The sequence below is a fragment of the Sphingomonas sp. MMS24-J13 genome, from assembly GCF_044905095.1.
In the GTDB taxonomy this organism is placed as follows: domain Bacteria; phylum Pseudomonadota; class Alphaproteobacteria; order Sphingomonadales; family Sphingomonadaceae; genus Sphingomonas_I.
In genome coordinates this window covers 3,786,199-3,806,289 of the sequence record NZ_CP173258.1, presented here as the reverse complement: position 1 = coordinate 3,806,289, position 20,091 = coordinate 3,786,199, and the positions used below count along the sequence as shown (strand labels likewise).

General features: G+C 67.6%; 13 protein-coding genes and 1 tRNA gene. 4 read left to right on the top strand and 10 right to left on the bottom strand.

The genetic code is table 11. The annotated features are described in order from the left end of the window. Positions 1-46: 46 nt before the first annotated feature. Together AB4Z44_RS17355 and AB4Z44_RS17350 are read left to right on the top strand one after the other, a co-directional pair. Positions 47-1,081: an aldo/keto reductase gene (locus AB4Z44_RS17355; protein ID WP_404710931.1), complete on the top strand. Its 1,035-nt coding sequence runs from the start codon at positions 47-49 to the stop codon at positions 1,079-1,081. Positions 1,082-1,088: 7 nt separating this feature from the next. After that, positions 1,089-2,294 (top strand): MFS transporter, encoded by a 1,206-nt coding sequence (locus AB4Z44_RS17350; protein WP_404710930.1) that lies wholly within the window; start codon positions 1,089-1,091, stop codon positions 2,292-2,294. Between the two features lie 327 nt (positions 2,295-2,621). On the opposite strand, the gene AB4Z44_RS17345 is transcribed toward AB4Z44_RS17350, so the two are convergent. From AB4Z44_RS17345 to AB4Z44_RS17305, 9 genes are all read right to left on the bottom strand, one after another. Continuing rightward, on the bottom strand, positions 2,622-4,139 hold the full coding sequence (locus AB4Z44_RS17345; RefSeq protein ID WP_404710929.1) for an acetyl-CoA hydrolase/transferase family protein: 1,518 nt from the start codon (positions 4,137-4,139) through the stop codon (positions 2,622-2,624). After that, positions 4,136-5,563 (bottom strand): TolC family protein, encoded by a 1,428-nt coding sequence (locus tag AB4Z44_RS17340; RefSeq protein WP_404710928.1) that lies wholly within the window; start codon positions 5,561-5,563, stop codon positions 4,136-4,138. The genes AB4Z44_RS17345 and AB4Z44_RS17340 overlap by 4 nt, the downstream gene beginning before the upstream one ends. Positions 5,564-5,577: 14 nt before the next feature. Further along, positions 5,578-6,498 carry an efflux RND transporter periplasmic adaptor subunit gene (locus tag AB4Z44_RS17335; protein WP_404710927.1) on the bottom strand — a complete coding sequence of 307 codons (921 nt, stop codon included), beginning with the start codon at positions 6,496-6,498 and terminating at the stop codon, positions 5,578-5,580. Continuing rightward, on the bottom strand, positions 6,495-6,710 hold the full coding sequence (locus AB4Z44_RS17330; protein WP_404710926.1) for a DUF1656 domain-containing protein: 216 nt from the start codon (positions 6,708-6,710) through the stop codon (positions 6,495-6,497). Before AB4Z44_RS17330 ends, AB4Z44_RS17335 begins: the two co-directional genes overlap by 4 nt. Further along, positions 6,707-8,758, bottom strand: coding sequence for an FUSC family protein (locus AB4Z44_RS17325; RefSeq protein ID WP_404710925.1), 2,052 nt, complete (start codon positions 8,756-8,758; stop codon positions 6,707-6,709). Before AB4Z44_RS17325 ends, AB4Z44_RS17330 begins: the two co-directional genes overlap by 4 nt. After that, positions 8,755-9,213, bottom strand: coding sequence for a MarR family winged helix-turn-helix transcriptional regulator (locus AB4Z44_RS17320; RefSeq protein ID WP_404710924.1), 459 nt, complete (start codon positions 9,211-9,213; stop codon positions 8,755-8,757). Before AB4Z44_RS17320 ends, AB4Z44_RS17325 begins: the two co-directional genes overlap by 4 nt. A gap of 121 nt (positions 9,214-9,334) precedes the next feature. Next, positions 9,335-10,402 (bottom strand): alcohol dehydrogenase AdhP, encoded by a 1,068-nt coding sequence (gene adhP, locus AB4Z44_RS17315; protein ID WP_404710923.1) that lies wholly within the window; start codon positions 10,400-10,402, stop codon positions 9,335-9,337. 25 nt (positions 10,403-10,427) lie between these two features. Then, positions 10,428-11,819, bottom strand: coding sequence for an NAD-dependent succinate-semialdehyde dehydrogenase (locus AB4Z44_RS17310; RefSeq protein WP_404710922.1), 1,392 nt, complete (start codon positions 11,817-11,819; stop codon positions 10,428-10,430). Positions 11,820-12,008: 189 nt separating this feature from the next. Further along, complete coding sequence (locus AB4Z44_RS17305; protein WP_404710921.1) at positions 12,009-13,631, bottom strand: oleate hydratase; 1,623 nt, start codon at positions 13,629-13,631, stop codon at positions 12,009-12,011. Positions 13,632-13,792: 161 nt separating this feature from the next. Between AB4Z44_RS17305 and AB4Z44_RS17300 the strand changes: the two genes are divergently transcribed. Continuing rightward, positions 13,793-14,365 (top strand): HdeD family acid-resistance protein, encoded by a 573-nt coding sequence (locus tag AB4Z44_RS17300; RefSeq protein ID WP_404710920.1) that lies wholly within the window; start codon positions 13,793-13,795, stop codon positions 14,363-14,365. A gap of 542 nt (positions 14,366-14,907) precedes the next feature. On the opposite strand, the gene AB4Z44_RS17295 is transcribed toward AB4Z44_RS17300, so the two are convergent. After that, positions 14,908-14,983: transfer RNA gene (locus AB4Z44_RS17295), tRNA-Thr, on the bottom strand. 454 nt (positions 14,984-15,437) lie between these two features. Between AB4Z44_RS17295 and AB4Z44_RS17290 the strand changes: the two genes are divergently transcribed. Then, a complete protein-coding gene (locus tag AB4Z44_RS17290; protein ID WP_404710919.1) occupies positions 15,438-20,087 on the top strand; it encodes an NAD-glutamate dehydrogenase in 4,650 nt (1,549 codons plus the stop codon). The last annotated feature ends 4 nt before the right edge of the window (positions 20,088-20,091 follow it).

Below are 20,091 nucleotides of genomic sequence, written 5' to 3'. Positions count from 1 at the left end.
GCGGGGGCTCCATCTGTGCGCCAACGTAGCAGTGAAAAGGTGGACAATGGAATATCGGCAACTTGGCGCGTCGGGGCTGCGCGTGCCCGTACTCAGCTTCGGGACCGGCACCTTCGGCGGAAAGGGCGCGCTGTTCGAGGCCTGGGGTAGAACGGATGTCGCGGGGGCGCGTCGCCTGATCGACATCTGCCTCGAAGCTGGCGTCACCCTGTTCGACACAGCCGATGTCTATTCGGCGGGTGCGGCGGAGGAGATCTTAGGCCAAGCGGTCAAGGGACGGCGCGAGGACGTGCTGCTCTCGACCAAGGCTGGCCTGCCGGTGGGCGATGGCCCGCAGGATTGGGGAACGTCCCGCCCACGGCTCATCCGTGCGGTCGAGGGGGCCCTGCGCCGGCTCGGAACCGATCATATCGATCTGCTCCAGCTTCATGCCTTCGACGCCTCCACACCCACCGAAGAGCTGATGGGAACGCTCGATCGGCTGATCGCCACGGGCAAGATCCGGTATGCCGGAGTCTCCAACTATCCCGGCTGGCAGCTCATGAAGGCACAGGGCGTCGCCGATCGCCATGGCTGGTCGCGTCTCGTCGCCCATCAGGTTTATTATTCGCTGATCGGCCGAGCCTACGAAGCGGAACTGATGCCGCTTGCCGTCGACCAAGGAATCGGCGCGCTCGTCTGGAGTCCGCTTGGGTGGGGCCGGCTGACCGGCAAGATCGGTCGCGATCGACCGTTGCCGGCGGAAAGCCGCCTCCACGAGACCGAACAGTTCGCGCCACCCGTCGAAAGCGAACTGCTATATCGCGTGATCGACGCGCTCGAGGCCATCGCTGCGGAAACGGGGAAGACAGTGCCCCAGATCGCGATCAACTGGCTATTGCGCCGGCCAACCGTATCGTCCGTAATCATCGGCGCGCGCAACGAAGACCAACTGCGGCAGAATCTCGGCGCGGTCGGTTGGGAATTGACCCCGGAGCAGGTGGCGGTGCTGGACGCGGCCAGTGACGTGCTGCCGGCCTATCCTATCGCGCCGTATCGCCAGCAAGAGGGGTTCGCCAAGCTGAACCCGGCCCTGGTCTGAGGGTATCATGAAACTCAATCCCGGGCTGATCGCCCTCTCCATCGGCGCCTTCGGCATTGGCGTCACCGAATTCGCGCCGATGGGTCTGCTGCCCGTCATCGCTGGCGATCTCGGCGTCTCGATTCCGACCGCCGGGTTGTTGATCAGTGCCTATGCGCTCGGCGTGGTCATCGGCGCGCCGCTAATGACCCTGACGACCGCGCGCATGCCGCGCCGGACCCTGCTGATTGCCCTCGCCGGCATTTTTACCATCGGTAACCTGCTTGCGGCGGTGTCCGGCAGTTATGGCATCCTGCTGGGTGCCCGTCTGGTCACCTCGTTCAACCACGGTGCCTTTTTCGGTGTGGGATCGGTGGTCGCCGCAAGCCTGGTTCCGCCGGAACGCAAAGCCGGCGCCGTGGCGGCCATGTTCATGGGGCTGACCATCGCCAACGTCGTCGGCGTGCCGCTGGCGACCTGGACCGGCGCCCATCTCGGCTGGCGCGCCTCCTTCTGGGGGATCGCAGCGCTCGGCATTGCGACGATGGCCGCGCTGCGCCTTACCTTGCCACCGCTGCCGGCCGCCGGCGGTGGCGACTCCATGGCGGAACTTCGCGTGCTGGGGCGCGGTCGGGTATTGGGTGCGCTTGCGCTGACGGTCGTCGGGTCCAGCGCCATGTTCACCGTCTTCACCTATATCGCACCGATCCTGCGGGGCGCGACCCACGCCTCCCTGGGCTTCGTGACAGCGATGCTCGTCCTCTACGGTGTCGGCCTGACCGTCGGAAACTGGCTGGGAGGCCGCTTCGCCGATCGGTCCGTCGATCGGACGCTGATCGTCACGCTCGTCTCGCTTTCCGTGATCCTCGCGCTTTTCGCGGCCTTCATGGGCCAGGCCATAGCGGTCATACCATTGACCTTTCTCTGGGGCGTCGCGAGCTTCGCGCTCGTGCCGCCGCTGCAAGTTCGGGTGATGACCGCCGCCGCCGATGCACCGCACCTGGCATCGGCGGTCAATATCGGCGCCTTCAATCTCGGCAACGCGATCGGTGCGGCGCTCGGTGGTGCGGTCATCGCCGGCGGCTATGGCTTCCCGGCCGTCGCCTTCGCGGGCGCCGTCACGGCCGCAGTCGGTCTGTTCGCCGTCATCATTTCGCGGCGCTTCGATCCGGCGATTACCAAGCCAGTTTCCGCGGAGGGCTGTAAAGCCGGCTTATCGTCGCTCGTTGCCTAAAAGTGGGCCTTTGTGCACGACCCATGCGGTGGCAGTTATGCGCCCAATTGTCTCTGTCCATCGGTGCAAGCGACAATCCTGCAAGCGGTCACTCGCTCATGTCGTGGATGCAGATGGACGCCGGAATGGCCGTGACCGGTCTGCCCGTCAGCTATCCAGCGGCGTTCAACCGATCGGCTGGCAACTGCAAAGGTTGGGCGTTGCGAACGCCGACGCTGCGCCCTGCCGACGCGAACGGCCCGAGCGTCCACGTAGCATTGCGGTTGGTAGGCAGGCACATTCGCTGGCCGGCTCCCCCGGACGAGCAGCGCGGTTCCGCGAGGGGCATTATGACCGCTCCAGCATCGAGCCGGTCTCCAGGAAACGCTGGTGCCATGACAGGGCCTCGCCGGGCAACGATGGCGATTGCAGCCCGTAGGAGCCCTTCAGCGCCCGGGCGAAATAGTCGGCAAGCGCTGGCCGGTAATCGGGATGAGCGCATTTCTCGATGATGAGCCTCGCGCGCTGCTTGGGGGAGAGGCCGCGCAGATCGGCCAGCCCCTGTTCGGTCACGATCACCTGCACGTCCTGGGTGATATGATCAACGTGGCTCGCCTGGGGCACGATTGCCGAGATCGCGCCACCGCGTGCGGTGGACGGCGTCATGAAGATCGAGACGTAGGCGTTGCGCGCAAAATCGCCCGAGCCGCCGATGCCGTTCTGAATGCGCGATCCCATGATGTGGGTCGAGTTGACGTTGCCGTAGATGTCGGCCTCGATCAGCCCATTCATCGCGATGCAGCCTAACCGGCGGATCAACTCGGGATGGTTGCTGATCTCCTGCGGGCGCAGGATCATGCGGTCGCGATAACGCGCCATGCCCTCGTTGATGCGCAGCGCCGCCTCCGGGCTGAGCGAGAAGGCGGTAGCCGAGGCGATGTCGAGCCGGCCGGCGTCGAGCAAGTCGAGCATTCCGTCCTGGATCACCTCGGTATAGGCAGTCAGGCCGCTGAACGGCCCTTCCACCAGCCCGCCAAGCACGGCGTTGGCGATATTGCCGACTCCCGACTGGATCGGCAGCAGGGTCGCGGGCAGGCGGCCGACTGCCACCTCATGGCGCAGAAATTCGAGCAGATGGCCGGCGATCGCCTGGGCACTTGCGTCGGGCGCGGCGAAGGGCAGGTTACGATCGGGTGCATCGGTCTCGACGATCGCCACGATCTTGTCGGGGTCGCAGCGCAGATAGGGCTCGCCGATCCGGTCGCTGGCGCGGACCAGCGGAATGGGGATGCGGTGCGGCGGCAGCGCGGTGCCGTAATAGATGTCGTGCATCCCCTCCAGCGCGGGATTCTGCCAGCGATTGATCTCGAGGATCACCTTGCTCGCCCGATCGAGCCACGTCTTGTTGTTGCCGACGGAGGAGGAGGGGATCAGACTGCCGTCGGCGCGTATCCCGGAAACCTCCACGACGGCGGTGTCGAGCGGCCCCAGGAAGCCCTGCCACGCCATCGGCGCGACCTGGCTCAGATGCATGTCGAAATAGTCCATCTCGCCGCGATTGATCTTCTCGCGCGCGATCGGATCGGAATTGTAGGGTAGCCTGAACTCGATGCCGCCGGCCTTGGCGAGCGCACCGTCCAGTTCGGGGCCGGTCGAGGCGCCGGTCCAGACACGAACGCGGAACGGGCGGCCGGCGGCATGCTCGGCCTCGATCCGTGCGGCAAGCGCAAGCGGCACCGCCTTCGGATAGCCCGATCCGGTAAAGCCGCTCATGCCGATGGTCGTGCCCGATGCGATGAGCGCCGCCGCGTCGGCCGCGCCCATGATCCTGCCGCGAAGCTTTTCGCAAGCAATCCGTTCGTTCATTTTCCTGCCTCCGTTCCGGTCTTTTCCCACCCGCCGCCGAGCGCGAGGAATACGTTGATCTGGCGATCGATCAGCGCTCCGTGGCTGGATGCGAGCGTCGCCTCGGCCTCGGCCAATTGGGCTTCGGCGGTCAGCACGCTCAACACGTCGGTGCGGCCGAAGCGGAACAGGCGGTTCGCCTGGTCTGTCGCATGCGCGGCGTCGTCGCGCGCCTTTTCGAGCGCGCGGTCGCGGTCGATCTCGCGGGCATAATCGGTGAGCGCGGTTTCGGTCTGGCGCAGCGCCTCGATCAGCGCCGCATCGAATTGGGCTGAGGCTGCCTCGGCCGTGTCTCCCGCCGCGGCGATGCGGGCCTTCTCGAGCTTGCGGTTGGGGAAGATCCACGAGACCATCGGCCCGGCAAGGCCGCCGAAGCTCGCGGGATCGGTGAAGGCCGCGATGGCGTTGGCGAAGCCCATCGATCCGGTGAGCGTCACCTGCGGGTAGAGCTTTGCCGTTTCGATGCCGATGCCGGCGGTCGCGGCGGCGAGCCGGCGCTCGGCCGCACGGATATCGGGGCGGCGCTGGATGAGCGCGCTGCCGTCGCCGATCGGGATCGGCTGGCGCAGCATCGGCGGGGCGTCGCACGTTTCCAGCTCGCGCGGATAATCGGCGGGCGGGCGGCCCATCAGCGCGGCCAGCTCGAACAGCGAGGCCTGGCGGGTGGCGAGGATCGCGGGAATCGCCGCCGCACTGCGATCGGCGGCGGTGCGGGCGCGGGTGATGTCGAACGAGGTGCCGCGCCCGCCCTTGGCCAGGCGCTGCATCGAATCGAGCGTCCTGTTCTGGATGTCGATCACGTGCCGTGTCGCCGCCAGCGACACGTTGGCCGAGCAGATGTCGGCGTAGCTGCGCGCTACCGCCGCCGCGATCGTGACGCGCACCTGATCGCGCGCCGCCTGCACCGCCTCGGCATCGTCGCGCGCCGCCTCGATGCCCCGCTTGATGCCGCCCGCCAGATCGAGCGGATAGGCGATCGAGGCGTCGATCAGGTAGCTGTAGGGCAGATCGAGCGGCAGGGTGAGCGTATAGCCGCCGACGCGCGATGCGAAGGCGCCGGCCTCGAGCCTTGTCTGCACCGTGCGCCCGGCCTCGACCTGGCGCACCACCTCGCTCGCGCGGCGGAGATTGGCATCGGCCGCGCGCAGGCTGGCATTGGCAGCGAGCGCCTCCTGCACATAACCGTCGAGCCTTTTGTCCTCGTAAAGAGTCCACCAATGATCGGGCAGAGGCGCTTGTGCGAACGCGTCCTCATGGCCGGCGGCGAACAGACCGTGCGCCGCCGGCGACCTGGCGATGGCGGTTTGCGGGCCGTGATAATCCGGCCCGGCCGTGCACGCCGCGACGAGCAGAGCCAGCAGCGCGGGAGCGAGCGCTGCACGCATGGAGCGCCTGCCGCTCATTTGGCTGCCGGCCGCGCTGCGGCGGGGGCCGGCCCCACCGGGGCCAACGGCAGCTCGGGCAGGATGGTGATGGTGGCGGTGCGACCGGCGATGAGCTGGGTGCCGGCCGGCATCCGATCGATATGGATCCGCACGGGAATGCGCTGGGCAAGGCGGACCCAGGCGAAGGTGGGCTGCACGGTCGGCAGCAGGTTGCGGCTGTCGGTGCGCTGATCGTCGGCGATGCCTGCCGAGACGCTGTCGACATGCCCCTCCACGTCATGCTCGTCGCCCATAAGGCGGATGCGCGCCTTGTCGCCGATCTTGATGTGGCGGAGCTTGGTCTCCTCGAAATAGCCCTCGATGCGGATCGAATCGCTGTCGACCAGCGCCATGGCCTGCGCGCCCGGCGCAAGATAGTCGCCGGGATGGAGATCCAGATTGGTGACGGTGCCGTTGACCGAGGCATGGATCTCGGTGCGGCGCACGTTAAGCGCGGCGGTGGCGCGGGCGGCCTCGGCCTGGGCGAGTGCGGCGCTCGCCGTCTCGACCTTGGCGACATTCTGCTCGTGGGTCTCGGTCGCGACGAGGTCGCCGAGCGCGAGGTCGCGCTTCGCCTCTCGCCGGGCGAGATCGAGCGCGGCGCGCGCGCCGGAAATAGCCGCGTCGGCCTGCGCCAGCGCGGCGGCATAACGCGGACGATCGACCACGAACAGCAATTGCCCCGCTTTCACCGCCTCGTTGTCGCGCACGAATACCTGCGTGACGAGGCCGCCCACATCCGGAGTAACCCGCACCACGTCGGCGCGGACATGGCCGTCGCGCGTCCAGGGATTGGTCTCGTAGCGGCGCCACAGCCAGAGCGCGACGAGCGCCGCGAACAGGACGACGATCAGCGTGGCGGCCCAGCGTGCGAACGGGGCGAGGAAGCGGGTCATGGGTGGATTCCCAACGGCATCGTGAGCAAGGCGAGAAGGCCGAGCAGGAGCATGAACAAGCACAGGTCGACGAGCGGCCGGTACGCCACCAGCCGGTACACGCCGACCAGCGAGAAGAACCGCGTCAGCAGCCCGGTCAGCACGAGCGCCGCCAGCGCGAGCAGGAGCAGGGCCGGCAGATAGACGCCACCGATCGAAACCTCGCCGATCATGCGCCCGTCCCGACATAGGCGGCGGCCCGCGGATAGAGATCGCGGCGCAGGCTCGTCAGCGTCACCAGCCCTGCGCGGCGGCGGCCCGGATCGGGATCGGCGGCGAAGGCGGCAACCGTGCCATCAATCTCGCCAAGCAAGACCGGGCCCGGTGCGTCGGGGCCGGACCTGGCCAGCCTGGTAAAATGCCGATCGATACCGGCCAGCGTCGCGGCGATAGCGGTCTTCTCCTCCGACGTGCCTTCCGGCGCGAGCGCGCCAAGCTGCCCGGTCATCATGCCGACGCGCAGATCCTTGAGCGCGTCCTGCATGGGCTCCCCGTCATCCGTTCCGGCGGTCGTGAGGCGCGGAATAAGCAGGCCGACCCGATCGAGCATCCGGCTGATCCACGCCGCCCCTTCGCCGACCTGCCCGCGCGCCTGGCGCGCGACATCCTGCCAGCCGCCGCGCAGCAGACGGGCCGCGCTCTGCTCGGTCCCGATGGTCTGGAACAGGCCCATCGTGACGGTGGCGAAGGCGATGCCGATGAACTGGGCGATCGCGCCGTTGAGCGAGGCCGGATAGCTGTCCTGATAGACCGCGTTGAAGCCGACCGTCTGGGGAAAGCTGATGGCGATGCCGATGCCGATCGCCGCGGTCTGGGGCGTGCCCATCACCGCCCCCATCAGGAGAAGCATCGGCGCGACCGCGGCCGCCAACGTGACGAAGTCGGTCGTGCGCGGCAGGATCGCATAGCCATAGACGATCGCCATCACGAGCCCGAAGGTGGAGCCGAGCTGGACCCGCGCGATCGTGGGCCCGGGATCGTCGAGATTGGCGAACAGCGCGCAGCAGATACCCGCGATCACCAGCGCCCCGCCGCCGTCGGGCCACGCGGTTGCGATCCAGAAGGCGGAGCCGAGTGCGATCGTCGCGAAGCTGCCGAACGCATCGCGCAGCGCCAGCCCGCGATCGCGATGCAGTGGGCGCTCGCCGGCTGCGGCCAGCATCTCGCCGACGCGCGGGGAAATGGGACGCGCGCTCGGCGAGCGGATCTGGTCGCGCAGATCATGGCAATCGCGCAGCGCGGCGATCAGGTCGCCGATCCGGGCGAGCAGGTTGAGCTGCAGCATGTCGCGCCAGACGAGGCTAGCCTCGTCCGGCGCGGACGCGATCGGCTCAAGCGATTGCGCCTCGGCGATCAGCGCCGCGCCGGTCTCGCTGCGATCGGGGTGCGCAAGGCCGTCCGCTATCCAGGCGCCGGTCCGGTCCACCAAGTCCTGCACGGCCGGCGGCACGCCCCCCTCGCACGCTTGCAGCTCTGCCAGCCGGTCCTCCACCGCGCTGGCGAGCGGGAGCAGAAGCGAGATCTGGTGCTGAAGCGCGCGCACCGTCCGCACGCGCGGCAGCAGCCGGGCGGTATCGAATGGCAGATGGATTGAGAGCAGGTGCAGCTCCAATATGTCGAGCGCCACGCGCCGCCGCCGCCGGCCGAGCGCCGCATCGCGCATTCCCGCCAGCGAGGCCCGCGACCACGCGCTCGCATCGTCAAGGACATGGTCGATGCGCTGGAGCAGCCGCGCCGTGATCGTTCGGGGAAAGACCATCCCGTGGATCAGGCCGGCGCTCAGGATACCGATCGTGATCTCCTGCACGCGCAGGATGGCGGTGGTGAAGATCGTGCCCGGCGCCTCGACGCTCGGTATGCCGATGATAGTCGCCGTATAGCCCGCCAGCAGGAAGATGTAGGAGCGCGGCGTGCGATCGAGCAGCGAGAGATAGAGGCAGAAGCTCAGCCACAGAGCGAGCGCGCAGACCAGCACCGCCGGTTCGTTGACGAAGCTCGGCACCAGCGCGACCGCGGCGGTGGCGCCGAGGATCGTCCCCATCAGCCGGAACACCGCCTTGGACAGCACCGCGCCGGCGAAGGGCTGGGCGACGATGTAGGAGGTCGTGACCGCCCAATACGGCCGGATCAGTCCGATCCGGAGCGCCACATAATAAGCCAGCATCGCCGCCACGAAGCATTTGACCGAGAAGAGCACGGTCTGGCCGTCCTCGATCTTCACGGCGCCGCGTCCCGCAAGCGCGCGATGCTGCGGCTCAGCCGGGTGAGCACGCTGTTGGCCGTCGCGAGATCCTCATCGTCCACATCCGCCAGCAGGGTCGCGCGCAGCGCAGCGAAGCTCTGCTCGATGCGTCCCGCCAGGGCACGGCCCTGCTCGGTCAGCCGGACGTGATTGGCGCGGCGATTGCCTGGATCCTGTTCGCGCGCGATGAGCCCCGCCGCCTCGAGCTGGTGCAGCCGCCGGACGAGCGAGGCGTCGCTGATGTCGACCAGATCGGCCAGCGCGCCCTGCTGGATGCCCTGCGGAGTCCGGCTGACGTGCACCAGCACCCAGCCGTTCGCATCGGACAGGCTTAGCTCGCTCAGGGCCGCGTCCGCTGCCTGCCGCCAACGGCGGGCGAGCGGCAGCAGGTGGCGCGCGAAGGCGGCTTCCGCCGAAAGTCGTTCCTGAACCATTAGCCGGCTAATGGTGATTCTGCGCTCCCGAAGCAAGGGCTTCGAGCGCTTTAAGAAGCGCCATCCCCTTCGGCGGCGGGACAGTCGTTCGCCGCCGCCGAATGCGCATCGTCCGTCAGGGCTAGGCAGCGGCAAGCTTCTCCTGCCGGGCGGGAGCGGCGACGTTCTCGAAGTCGATCACGATGCGGCCTTCGATCTCGCCGCGATGCATGCGGGCGAAGATATCGTTGATATTGTCGAGCGTGTCGGTGTGTACGGTCGCGTGGACCTTGCCGGCGGCGGCGAAGTCGATCGCTTCCTGCAGATCGAGCCGGGTGCCGACGATCGAGCCGCGCACGGTGATGCCGTTCAGCACGGTGTCGAAGATCGACAGCGGGAAATCGCCCGGCGGCAGCCCGTTGAGCGACACCGTGCCGCCGCGCCGGACCATGCCCATGGCCTGCTGGAACGCCTTGGGCGAAACGGCGGTGACGAGCACCCCCTGCGCGCCGCCTATCTCCTTCCTGATGAAGGCGGCGGGATCGGCGTGCAGTGCATTGACGGTCAGTGCGGCGCCCAGCTCTTCGGCAAGCTTGAGCTTGGCATCGTCGATGTCGACCGCAACGACGTTGAGCCCCATCGCCTTGGCATATTGCACCGCCATGTGGCCGAGGCCGCCGATGCCCGAGATCGCCACCCAGTCGCCCGGCTTGGTGTCGGTGACCTTGAGCCCCTTGTAGACCGTCACGCCCGCGCAGAGCACCGGCGCGATCTCGACGAAGCCGACATTGGCGGGCAGATGGCCGACATAATCGGGATCGGCGATCACATATTCGGCAAAGCTGCCGTTGACCGAATAGCCGGTATTCTGCTGCGCCTCGCACAAGGTCTCCCAGCCGCCCAGGCAATGCACGCAATGGCCGCAGGCGGTGTAGAGCCACGGCACCCCGACCCTGTCGCCTTCCTTCACATGGGTGACGCCCGATCCGACCGCGACGACATGCCCCACGCCCTCATGGCCCGGAATGAAGGGGGGATTGGGCTTGACCGGCCAGTCGCCCTCGGCGGCATGCAGATCGGTGTGGCAAACGCCGGTCGCCGCGATCTTGACCAGGATCTGCCCCGGACCCGGCATGCGTACCGTCACTTCCTCGATCACGAGCGGCTTGCCGAATTCGCGAACGACGGCGGCCTTCATGGTTTTCTGCATGATCTTTCCTTTCGAGAGCGATGCGTCAGAATGCGGCGTCGATGTCGACGACGTCGATCAGCTTGTGGTTGACGAATTCCCTGATCCCGAGCCCGAGTAGCTCGCGCCCGTAGCCCGAGCGGCGTACCCCGCCGAACGGCAGGTCCGCCTTCACCATCGTCGGGTGGTTCACGAACACCATGCCGGTCGAGATCTTCTTCGCCACTTCGGCGCCATGCTTGGTGTCGGAGGTGAACACCGACCCGCCGAGGCCGAAGGGGGAATCATTGGCGATACGGATCGCATCCTCCTCGTCCCTGGCACGGAACAGCATCGAGACCGGGCCGAAGAATTCCCAGTGGCGCGCGGGATTGTCCTCGCCGATGTCGGTCAGGATCACCGGCTGTACGAAGGCGCCATGGTTGGGCGTCTCGGGACCGACGGGGATCGCCGTAGCGCCATGCTCGATCGCCTGGCGGACCATGGCCTTCAGATCGTCCGCGGCCTTCTGCGACGAGAGCGGGGCGAGCGTCGTGTCGGGATCGAATGGATCGCCCATGCGCAGCCCGGCGACGCCCTTGGCGTAACGATCGAGGAAGGCCTCATAGATTTCATCGGCGACGATCATCCGCTTGGACGAGACGCAGACCTGCCCGCCGTTCCAATGACGGCCGAACACCGCCCATTTCACGGTTTTCTCCAGGTCGGCATCCTTCAACACGACGAAGGCGTCAGCACCGCCGAGTTCCATCGTCGATTTCTTGAGGGCCTTGCCGGCGATGGCCGCAACGCTCGCGCCCGCCGCCTCGGAACCGGTGAGTGCCACGCCATGGACGCGCGGATCGGAGAGGATCAGCTCGACCTGGTCGTGGCTTGCATAGAGGTTGATGAACCCGCCCGCGGGCAGCCCGGCGCGCACCATCAGCGTCTCGAACGCGGCGGCGCATTGCGGCACATTGGCGGCATGCTTCAGCAGTATCGTGTTACCGGCTGAAAGCTGCGGCGCGATGATACGGGCGATCTGGTAGTAAGGGAAATTCCACGGCTCGATCGCGAGCAGCACGCCGAGCGGCTCGCAGACGAGCGTGGCGTCGCCCTCGGCCGGATCGGCGACGGGCAGTTTCTCCGGCGCGAGCAGCCGTTCGGCATTGTCCGCATAATATTCGAAGATCGCCGCCGAAAGCTCGACCTCGGCCCGCGCCTCGCCGATCAGCTTGCCCATCTCCAGCGTGAGCAAACGGGCATAATCGTCGCTCTCCTTGCGCAGGATATTGGCGGCATCGCGCATGATTCCGGCCCGCTCGGCGAACGGGGCCTCGCGCCAGCTCCGGAAGGCGGCGTCGGCGCGCCCGATCGCGGCCGTGACTTCGGCATCGGTCGTGGTGGGGAATGTCTTGAGCGTCTCGCCGGTATAGGGATTGGTGGTTGCGAAGGTCATGCCGGTTCTTCCTTGCGGCGTATTGCGATCGATTGGCGGACAGCGCCTGCAATAGGTCGGCGCGCCGTCATGTCCGTCGGCTTTCGGGGGGCAGGAAGCGTGGCTGACGACGCCCAATGACCGATCCGGAGAAGGCCGCGATATGCGGACTGTTACGTAGCGTGTCCGACCGGCGGCCCCGACAGGCCCTCAGGCGTCCATGTCGTGCAGCGCGCGAAACGCGCGGTAGAGGACATGCGGGTCGCGCTCGCCCTTGAAGACCGACGGCGGATCGCGGTCGAGCCCCAACAGTCGATAGGCCGCGGTCTGCGCGGACCGTACCGAATATTCGACGGTGAACACGACGTCGTCCGGCTGCTCGCAAAACTGGCCGGTAAAGGCGAGGTTGCTCCACCCCTCGGGGATCACCTGCGGACGGTCGCCCTGCGCGCGACGCAGGAACTGGCTGGTGATGAACGGCATCATGCAGGGGATGCAGGTCGCCCCCTGCAGGAGCGCGGCGGTCCGGTCCGCCGCGCCGAGATGGCCGATGATCTCGGTCATGATCTCACGGCCGCTGCACGCCGCCATCGGCTTGGCCACGAAATTGCCGGGCTTGTCTACGGAGAGGCCATAACCCCAGAAGACCTGCACGTCCTCCGGCTGGCCGATGAAGTGCGGCTGGTGCGGCAGGACGATCGAGGCGAGCCAGTTCGATTGCGGGAAGGTGATGAGACCGCCCTCGCCGGGCACGTTGCCGGTGAGGTCGCGGACGAGGCGGAAGAAGTCCGGGCTGCGCAAGGTCGTCGTGAAGGACAGCCATTTGGATTCGTCGACGTGATCGGCAAAGGCGGCGGGGCGGCCGAATTCGGGACGCCCCGCGGCGATCCGGTCCCACAAGGTCCACGCGCCGCCATCCTGCCTGGTGCCGAGCACGGCTGCGTGGTCCATGCCGCCGAGGCTGGATCCCTCGGTCATCGAGCCGAGCGTCACGATCACCTTGTCCGTCTCTTGCAGCAGGATCTCCGCATGGACATGCGTGCGCCGGCACAGGATCCGTTCGACGCGCTTGCCCTCGGGGCCCTCGCCGGCGACGAGATCGGTTACCTCCACGCCCAGCTCGAAATCGACGCCGCGGTCCTTCAGCCATTTCTCGAGCGGCCGGACCATCGAATCATATTGGTTGTAGACCGTCCGCATGATGCCCTGCAGCCGGTTGAAGCCCGCCACCATGTGGGTGAAGCGCACGAGATAGCGCTTGAACTCGACCGCGCTGTGCCACGGCTGGAAGGCGAAGGTCGTGCACCACATGAACCAGAAGTCGGTTTCGAAGAAGGACGGATCGAACTGATCGGCGATGCTGGTGTGGCCGAGCATCGCCTCGGGCTCGATCGCGAGCCGCTCCAAGGTCAGGATGTGCCGCTCGCTCAGCCCGAAGGCCGGGGCATCGACGCGGTGACCGTCGCGGAACAGGCGCGATTTGGACGAGGTCTTCATCGTCTCGTTCCAGGCGAAGATCTCCTGCGTGACCGTCCGGCTCTCGTCGAGCGTCGGGATCGACGAGAACAGGTCCCAGGTGCACAGATATTTGCTTTCGAGCATCCGGCCGCCGCGCAGCACATAGCCATCGGCGGGCGTGCCGGCGCCGTCGAGGCTGCCGCCCAGCCGGTCCAATTCCTCGAGGATGGTGATGTCGCGGCCGAGGACGTCGCCGTCGCGGATCAGGAACGCGGCCGCCGCGAGCGAGGCGATACCGCCGCCCACAAGATAGAAATGACCTTGCCGACCGCTTTCGGGATCTCCCGAGGCCGGCTGCACCGCTGATCCAGACATGCTTGCTCCTGACATCGCACCAAGCCCACCCCGGCTTCCGTCGCTCCCTGCGCCCACGGCACGCCCCGACAAATCGGTATAATTACGCAGTGCCGACGCGATGAACGGCGCCTAACCCACCATTCGACGGCATGACGCGCCCACGGGAAAGGAAACCTATCATGGCGGAGTTGGGGCGAGCGCAGTGGGAATTGGGCGGCGACCCCTTGGGCTTGCGGCATGCGCGCGGATGGCTGATGGCACTCGGCGCGGCGCTGGTTCTGCTGGGGCTGTGCGCATCGGCCAACCTGCTCCTCGCGACGATCGCGACGATCTATTATGTCGGCGCAATGATGTTGGTCGGCGGCCTGCTCCAGATCGTCCATGCGTTCGGCACCCGCAAATGGGGCAGCGCCGGCCTCTGGACGCTGAGCGGCCTGCTCTATCTGCTGGCGGGGCTTTCCGCCTTCCTCGATCCGCTGTTCGCGGCGGCGCTGCTGACTCTGCTGCTGGCCGTCTCTCTGGGCGTCTCGGGATTGCTGCGACTGTGGATGGCGTTCGGTACCGAGGTCGCCGGCCGGGGTTGGGTCGCGGTTTCGGGTATCGCGAGCATCGTGGTCGCGGCGGTGATCGGCCTCGCATGGCCGGTCGCCACGCTCTGGATCCTCGGCCTGATCCTGGCGGTCGATCTTCTTTTCCAAGGGGTGGCGCTGCTGATCGTCGGCCTCTCGATGAAGGCGTCGAGTGCGCGCTGACCCGGTGTAACCTGACGCACCGCCCCGACGGAGGGGGAAGCGTAGGGTCCAGGTGGTCGGCATCGATCATCTCGCGATGCGGATAGGGATCTCGCGCAACGAAGGTCTTCTACGATCAGGTTCCGGGCGTCATGGCCCCCAGCCCGAATAGGAGTTCGGCGAGGTCGTCGGCTGGAAGAATGGCAAGACCATGTTCTGGGTCACGCAGACCGATGCGGAGGCATCGCCACAAGCACAGCGCTGACAATATCGGCCATCACTGATCGTGAAAGCTGCGAAGGCTTATATGCTGCTTGGTGACCGGGGGCACCGGGATCGAGCGGTTTCGTCGCAACGAACTGGCGCGCTTTGCTGGCTTGCGAACTTTGGCACCTGACATTGTCAGCGCCATCGCCGATGGGCCGGCAGCTCGCCTCGCATCGCTTCGTCATGGAAGGCCGCGCCCCACGGGCCCAGGCAGACGTCCGCAAAGCCTCGCAAATACGGGTAGAATTTGAAAACCCGGCTCCCGCCTGGGAAAACCCACGACATTCGAGAGTGGATGGTGCCGCCTACAGGACTCGAACCTGTGACCCTCGCATTACGAATGCGATGCTCTACCAGCTGAGCTAAGGCGGCGGGGCGGGGGCGCGTTACCAGCGGGATCGGGTGAAGACAAGCGTCTAGCACGTCGGGGGCTCGATTGGCTTTAGGGCTTTCCGTGCGCCGTTCAATTCTGCTGTAGTATATGCGGGTTCGGCAAACCCGGCGTGCCGCTGGCCCTATTGCTCGCGCGGTTGCCGACGATGCTCCCGCTTGAAGCACCACATGGTTCAAGGCGACATGGTTCAAGGCGGCATGCGACGGCGGGCCGAAGGCGCGATCCTCATCGCGGCATGGGGCTGCCTTTCTCGAGAGAGACTGTGGCGCCGCCGCTGGCGGCGAGGGGCCAGGCGCGGCGATGCCGGGCGATGAACAGCTTGGGTGCTCGCGACGGGTTGCCGCCCGCCGCCGGGCGGAGCATAGGCGCCCGCAATGGGGGCGGGTCTTTAATGGCGACCGGCATCGTTCGGCACCGCAGCAGGAGCAGGATATGGACGGCGACACCCTTGTGCCGGTGGCGGCAGCAGCCGCCGAGCAGGCGATCGCGCGCGCCCTGATCGAAGGCGCCCTTCCGGGCGAAACCGACGGCTTCACCGATCGCGCGCGCGCCGACGCGGCTGCCTTCGTTGCCGGCGCCGCCGCGCAGCGCCAGCCGCGTCTTCCCGCGCTGGCGCTGGAATCGACCGGCGGCGACGGCGTGCAGCGGCGCATGCGGCTGGCGGTCGTCAATGACGACATGCCCTTCCTGGTCAATTCGGTCGCCGCGACGCTCGCGGCGCACCAGATCGACATCCACCGCCTGCTCCACCCCGTGCTGGCGGTGCGGCGCGATGGCGAAGGGCGGCTGGTCGCGGTGCTGGGCGACGATGCCAGCGGCGAGCGACGCGAATCGATGATCTATATCGAGGCCGATCGGGTCGACGCCAAGCTGCGCCGCGCGCTGGAGGCCGATCTGATCGCGGTGTTGGCCGACGTGCGCAGCGCGGTCGACGATTGGCCGCGCTTGCAATTGTCGCTCCGCGATGCGGCGCAGACCCTGCCCGATGGGGAAGGCGCGGCCCTGCTGCGATGGTTCCTCGAACGCCACTTCACCCTGCTCGGCGCACGCACCGAGGCACGCGACGGCAGCAGCTCCGCCGAACTCGGCATATTGCGCGATCCGGCCGGGGCGCCGCTCTGGCTCGATGCCGTGCGCGAGGCGGCGTTCCGCTGGTTCGAAGGCGGCGGCGAGGCGCCCCTGGTGATGAAGAGCGATCGCCAGGCGACCGTCCACCGCCGCGCTCCGCTCGATCTGCTGGTGGTGCCGGTCCGCTCGGGCGGCCAGGTGACCGGGCTTTCGATCCATGCCGGGCTGTGGACCAGCGCGGCGCTGAGCTCGCCCTCGGCCAAGGTGCCGGTGCTGCGCGCGCGGCTGGCCGCGATCGAGGAGAAATACGGCTTCGATCCGTCGGGCCACGCGGGCAAGGCGCTGCGCCATGCGCTGTCGGCGCTGCCGCACGACGTGATCGTCAGTTTCTCGCCTGCCTGCCTGGAGATGGTGGCGCTGACCGCGATGAGCCTCGCCGATCGGCCGCGGCCCAAATTGGTGTTGGCGGCGGGGCCGCTCGAACGCCATCTGGTCGCGTTCGTGTGGCTGCCGCGCGAGACTTTGTCGACCAAGCGGCGCCAGGCGATCCGCGACATGCTGGAGCGCGCGGCCGATGCCAAGGTCTCCAGCTGGGCGCTGGATCTGGGTGAGGGCGAGCTTGCGTTGATCCGCTACACGCTCGATCTGCCGCCCGCGGCGGTCATCCCCGATGCCGCCAAGCTCGATGCGACGCTGGAGACGATGCTGCGTGGCTGGGCGCCCGCACTCGAACTCAAGCTCGCCGAGACGATCCCGCCGGCGCGTGCCGCCCGGCTCACGCTCGATTGGGCCGATGCCTTCCCCGTCGATTATCGCGCGCGCTGGACGCCGACCGACGCCGCCGCCGACGTGCAGCGCCTGTCCGCGCTCGAGGGGCCGGCCGCCCGCGCGGTCGCGCTCTATCGCAACCCGATCGACGAGGCGGTTCGGTTGCGGCTCAAGACCTATCGCCTCGGCGGGCTGATCCCCTTGTCCGAAGCGGTGCCGGTTTTCGAGAATTTCGGTTTCGTCGTGCTGGAGGAAATCCCGACTCCGCTCGGCGGCGGATCGGCCGGCTATATCCACGAATTCGTGCTGCAGGCGCATGATGCCGCCGCGGCCGAAGCCCTGCTCGCGCGTGCCGAAGTCGCCGAGACGGCGATCGCCGCGGTGCTGGAGGGGGCGGCCGAGAACGATGCGTTCAACGCGCTGTTCGTTGGCGCCGGGCTCGATTCGCGCGATGTCGTGCTGGTGCGGGCATGGTTCCGCTACCTGCGCCAGACCGGCCTGCCTTATGGCCTGCAGACCGTCGCCGCGACGCTCGGCCGCGCACCCGACGCGGTGCGCGCGCTGATCGCTTTGTTCGATGCGCGCCACGATCCCGCCAGCACGCAGGACGATGGCGAGGCCAGGGCCGCGCTCGATGCCGCGTTGGCCGGGATCAACGCGATCGAGGATGATCGCATCCTGCGCCGCTTTGCCGGCGTGGTCTCGGCCATCCTGCGCACCAACGCCTTCGCGCCCGGCGGGCGTGAGGCGCTTGCCTTCAAGCTCGAATCCGCGAGCGTGCCGGCGCTGCCCAAGCCGCTGCCATGGCGCGAGATCTGGGTCTATTCGCCGCGGGTCGAGGGCATCCACCTGCGCGGCGGGCCGATCGCGCGGGGAGGCCTGCGCTGGTCCGATCGGCGCGACGATTTCCGTACCGAGATATTGGGCCTGATGAAGGCGCAGGTCGTCAAGAATGCCGTGATCGTGCCGACCGGCGCGAAAGGCGGCTTCTATCCCAAGCAATTGCCGCCGTCATCGAACCGCGACGCATGGATGGCGGAGGGGACCGAAAGCTACCGCATCTTCATCCGTGCGCTCCTGTCGGTCACCGACAATCTGGTGGAGGGCGCCGTCGTCCACCCCGAGGGCGTGATCATCCGCGACAGTGACGACCCCTATTTCGTGGTCGCCGCCGACAAGGGTACGGCCACCTTCTCCGACGTCGCCAATGCGATCGCGATCGATCATGGTTTCTGGCTGGGCGATGCCTTCGCCAGCGGCGGCAGCTATGGTTACGACCACAAGGCGATGGCGATCACCGCGCGTGGCGCGTGGGTGTCGGTCCAGCGCCACTTCCTCGAAATGGGCGTCGACGTGCAGACCGACCCGATCAAGGTCGTCGGCTGCGGCGATATGTCGGGCGACGTGTTCGGCAACGGCATGCTGCTGTCCAAGACGCTGAAGCTCGTCGCGGTGTTCGATCACCGCCACATCTTCCTCGATCCCGATCCCGATCCGGCGAAGAGCTGGGCCGAGCGCAAGCGGCTGTTCGAACTGCCGCGCTCATCCTGGGCGGATTATGATGCCGGCCTGATCTCCGAGGGCGGCGGCATCTATCCGCGCACGCAGAAGGCGATCCCGCTCTCGCCGCAGGTCAAGGCGGTGCTGGGCGTCGATGCCGACACGCTCGATCCGTCGGGGCTGATCGCGGCCATTCTCAAGTCGAATAGCGACCTGCTCTGGTTCGGCGGCATCGGCACCTATGTGAAGGCCAGCGCCGAGAGCAATGCCGAGGTCGGCGATCCCGCCAACGACGCGCACCGCGTCAATGGCGGCGAGATCGGCGCGAAGGTGATCGGCGAGGGCGCCAACCTCGGCGTCACGCAGGAGGGCCGGATCGAGTTCGCGCTCAAGGGCGGGCGGATCAATACCGATTTCATCGACAATTCGGCCGGCGTCGATTGCTCGGACAACGAGGTCAACATCAAGATCGCGCTCAACCGCGAGATGATCGAGGGCCGGCTGCCGCTCGAGGAGCGCAACGCGGTGCTCGTGTCGATGACCGACGATGTCGCGCATATCGTGCTGGAGGATAATCGCCTCCAGACGCTCGGCCTGTCGCTCGCCGAGCGCGGCGGGGCGGCGGCGGTGCCGTCGCAGATCCGGGTGATCGAATTGCTGGAGGCGGCCGGCCGGGTCGATCGCGCGGTCGACGGGATCGAGAGCAATGCCGCCCTGCTGCGCCGCGCGCAGGAGGAACAGGGCCTGACCCGGCCCGAACTGGCTGTGATCCTGAGCCATGGCAAGCTCGCGCTGCAGGCGGCGGTCGAGGCGAGCGATCTGGCGGCCGATCCGCTGTTCGTGCCGTTGCTCCACGCTGCCTTCCCACACGCGATGCAGGCGAACTTCGCCGCCGCGATCGACGCGCACCGGCTGAAGGGCGAGATCATCGCCACCAAGGTCGCCAACCGCGTCGTCAACCGTCTGGGGCTCGCTGCCCCGTTCGAGCTGGCGGAGGAGGGCGGGGCCAGCATGGCGCATGTCGCCTCGGCCTATTTCGCGGTCGATGCCATCTTCGCGCTCGAGGCCTTGTTCGCGGCGATCGAGCAGGCGGCGATGCCCGAGACGACGCGGCTGATGCTGCTCACCACCACCGGGCGACTGGCGCGACTCCATGTCGCCGATGTGCTGCGCGCGGTGCCGGGCAACCTGGCGCCAGGCGCGCTGGCCGATCGGCTGGCGCCGGGCGTCAGCCGGCTGCGCGAAGGGCTGGATTCGCTGCTCAAGCAGGAGGCGCGTTCGGCGGCCGGCACATTGCGCGCGCGGATCGCGGTCGATGGCGCGCCGGCGGGGATTGTCGATACGATCGTCGAGCTGTTCGAACTCGACGGCGCGATCGGTACCGCCGCGCTGGCGGCGGAACTGAACGGCGACGAACTGGCGATCACGCAGGCTTATGTCCGGCTCGGCGAGGCGCTGGGGCTCGATTGGGCGCGGACGGCGGCGTTGCGCTTCCAGCCGACCGATGCGTGGGAGCAATTGCTGGCCGCGGGGCTGGTCCGTGATTTCGAACAGATGCGGCTCGATTTCCTTGCGCGAGGCGGCGGGGGCGATCCGATGGCGCTGGTCCAGTCGTGGCTGGCGGCGCACGACGATCGCGTCGCCCAGTTCCGCGCGCTGGTCGATCGCGGTCGCCAGACCCCGAACCCGACCGCGGCGATGCTCGCGCAGATCGCGGCGGGGGCGAGAGCACTGCTGGCGCGGTAGCGGG

Excerpts from the sequence above, each read along its gene's own strand:
- AB4Z44_RS17355 (WP_404710931.1), top strand. The coding sequence starts at position 47 with ATGGAATATCGGCAACTTGGCGCGTCGGGGCTGCGCGTGCCCGTACTC.
- AB4Z44_RS17350 (WP_404710930.1), top strand. The coding sequence starts at position 1,089 with ATGAAACTCAATCCCGGGCTGATCGCCCTCTCCATCGGCGCCTTCGGC.
- AB4Z44_RS17345 (WP_404710929.1), bottom strand. The coding sequence starts at position 4,139 with ATGAACGAACGGATTGCTTGCGAAAAGCTTCGCGGCAGGATCATGGGC.
- AB4Z44_RS17340 (WP_404710928.1), bottom strand. The coding sequence starts at position 5,563 with ATGCGTGCAGCGCTCGCTCCCGCGCTGCTGGCTCTGCTCGTCGCGGCG.
- AB4Z44_RS17335 (WP_404710927.1), bottom strand. The coding sequence starts at position 6,498 with ATGACCCGCTTCCTCGCCCCGTTCGCACGCTGGGCCGCCACGCTGATC.
- AB4Z44_RS17330 (WP_404710926.1), bottom strand. The coding sequence starts at position 6,710 with ATGATCGGCGAGGTTTCGATCGGTGGCGTCTATCTGCCGGCCCTGCTC.
- AB4Z44_RS17320 (WP_404710924.1), bottom strand. The coding sequence starts at position 9,213 with ATGGTTCAGGAACGACTTTCGGCGGAAGCCGCCTTCGCGCGCCACCTG.
- adhP (WP_404710923.1), bottom strand. The coding sequence starts at position 10,402 with ATGCAGAAAACCATGAAGGCCGCCGTCGTTCGCGAATTCGGCAAGCCG.
- AB4Z44_RS17310 (WP_404710922.1), bottom strand. The coding sequence starts at position 11,819 with ATGACCTTCGCAACCACCAATCCCTATACCGGCGAGACGCTCAAGACA.
- AB4Z44_RS17305 (WP_404710921.1), bottom strand. The coding sequence starts at position 13,631 with ATGTCTGGATCAGCGGTGCAGCCGGCCTCGGGAGATCCCGAAAGCGGT.
- AB4Z44_RS17300 (WP_404710920.1), top strand. The coding sequence starts at position 13,793 with ATGGCGGAGTTGGGGCGAGCGCAGTGGGAATTGGGCGGCGACCCCTTG.
- AB4Z44_RS17290 (WP_404710919.1), top strand. The coding sequence starts at position 15,438 with ATGGACGGCGACACCCTTGTGCCGGTGGCGGCAGCAGCCGCCGAGCAG.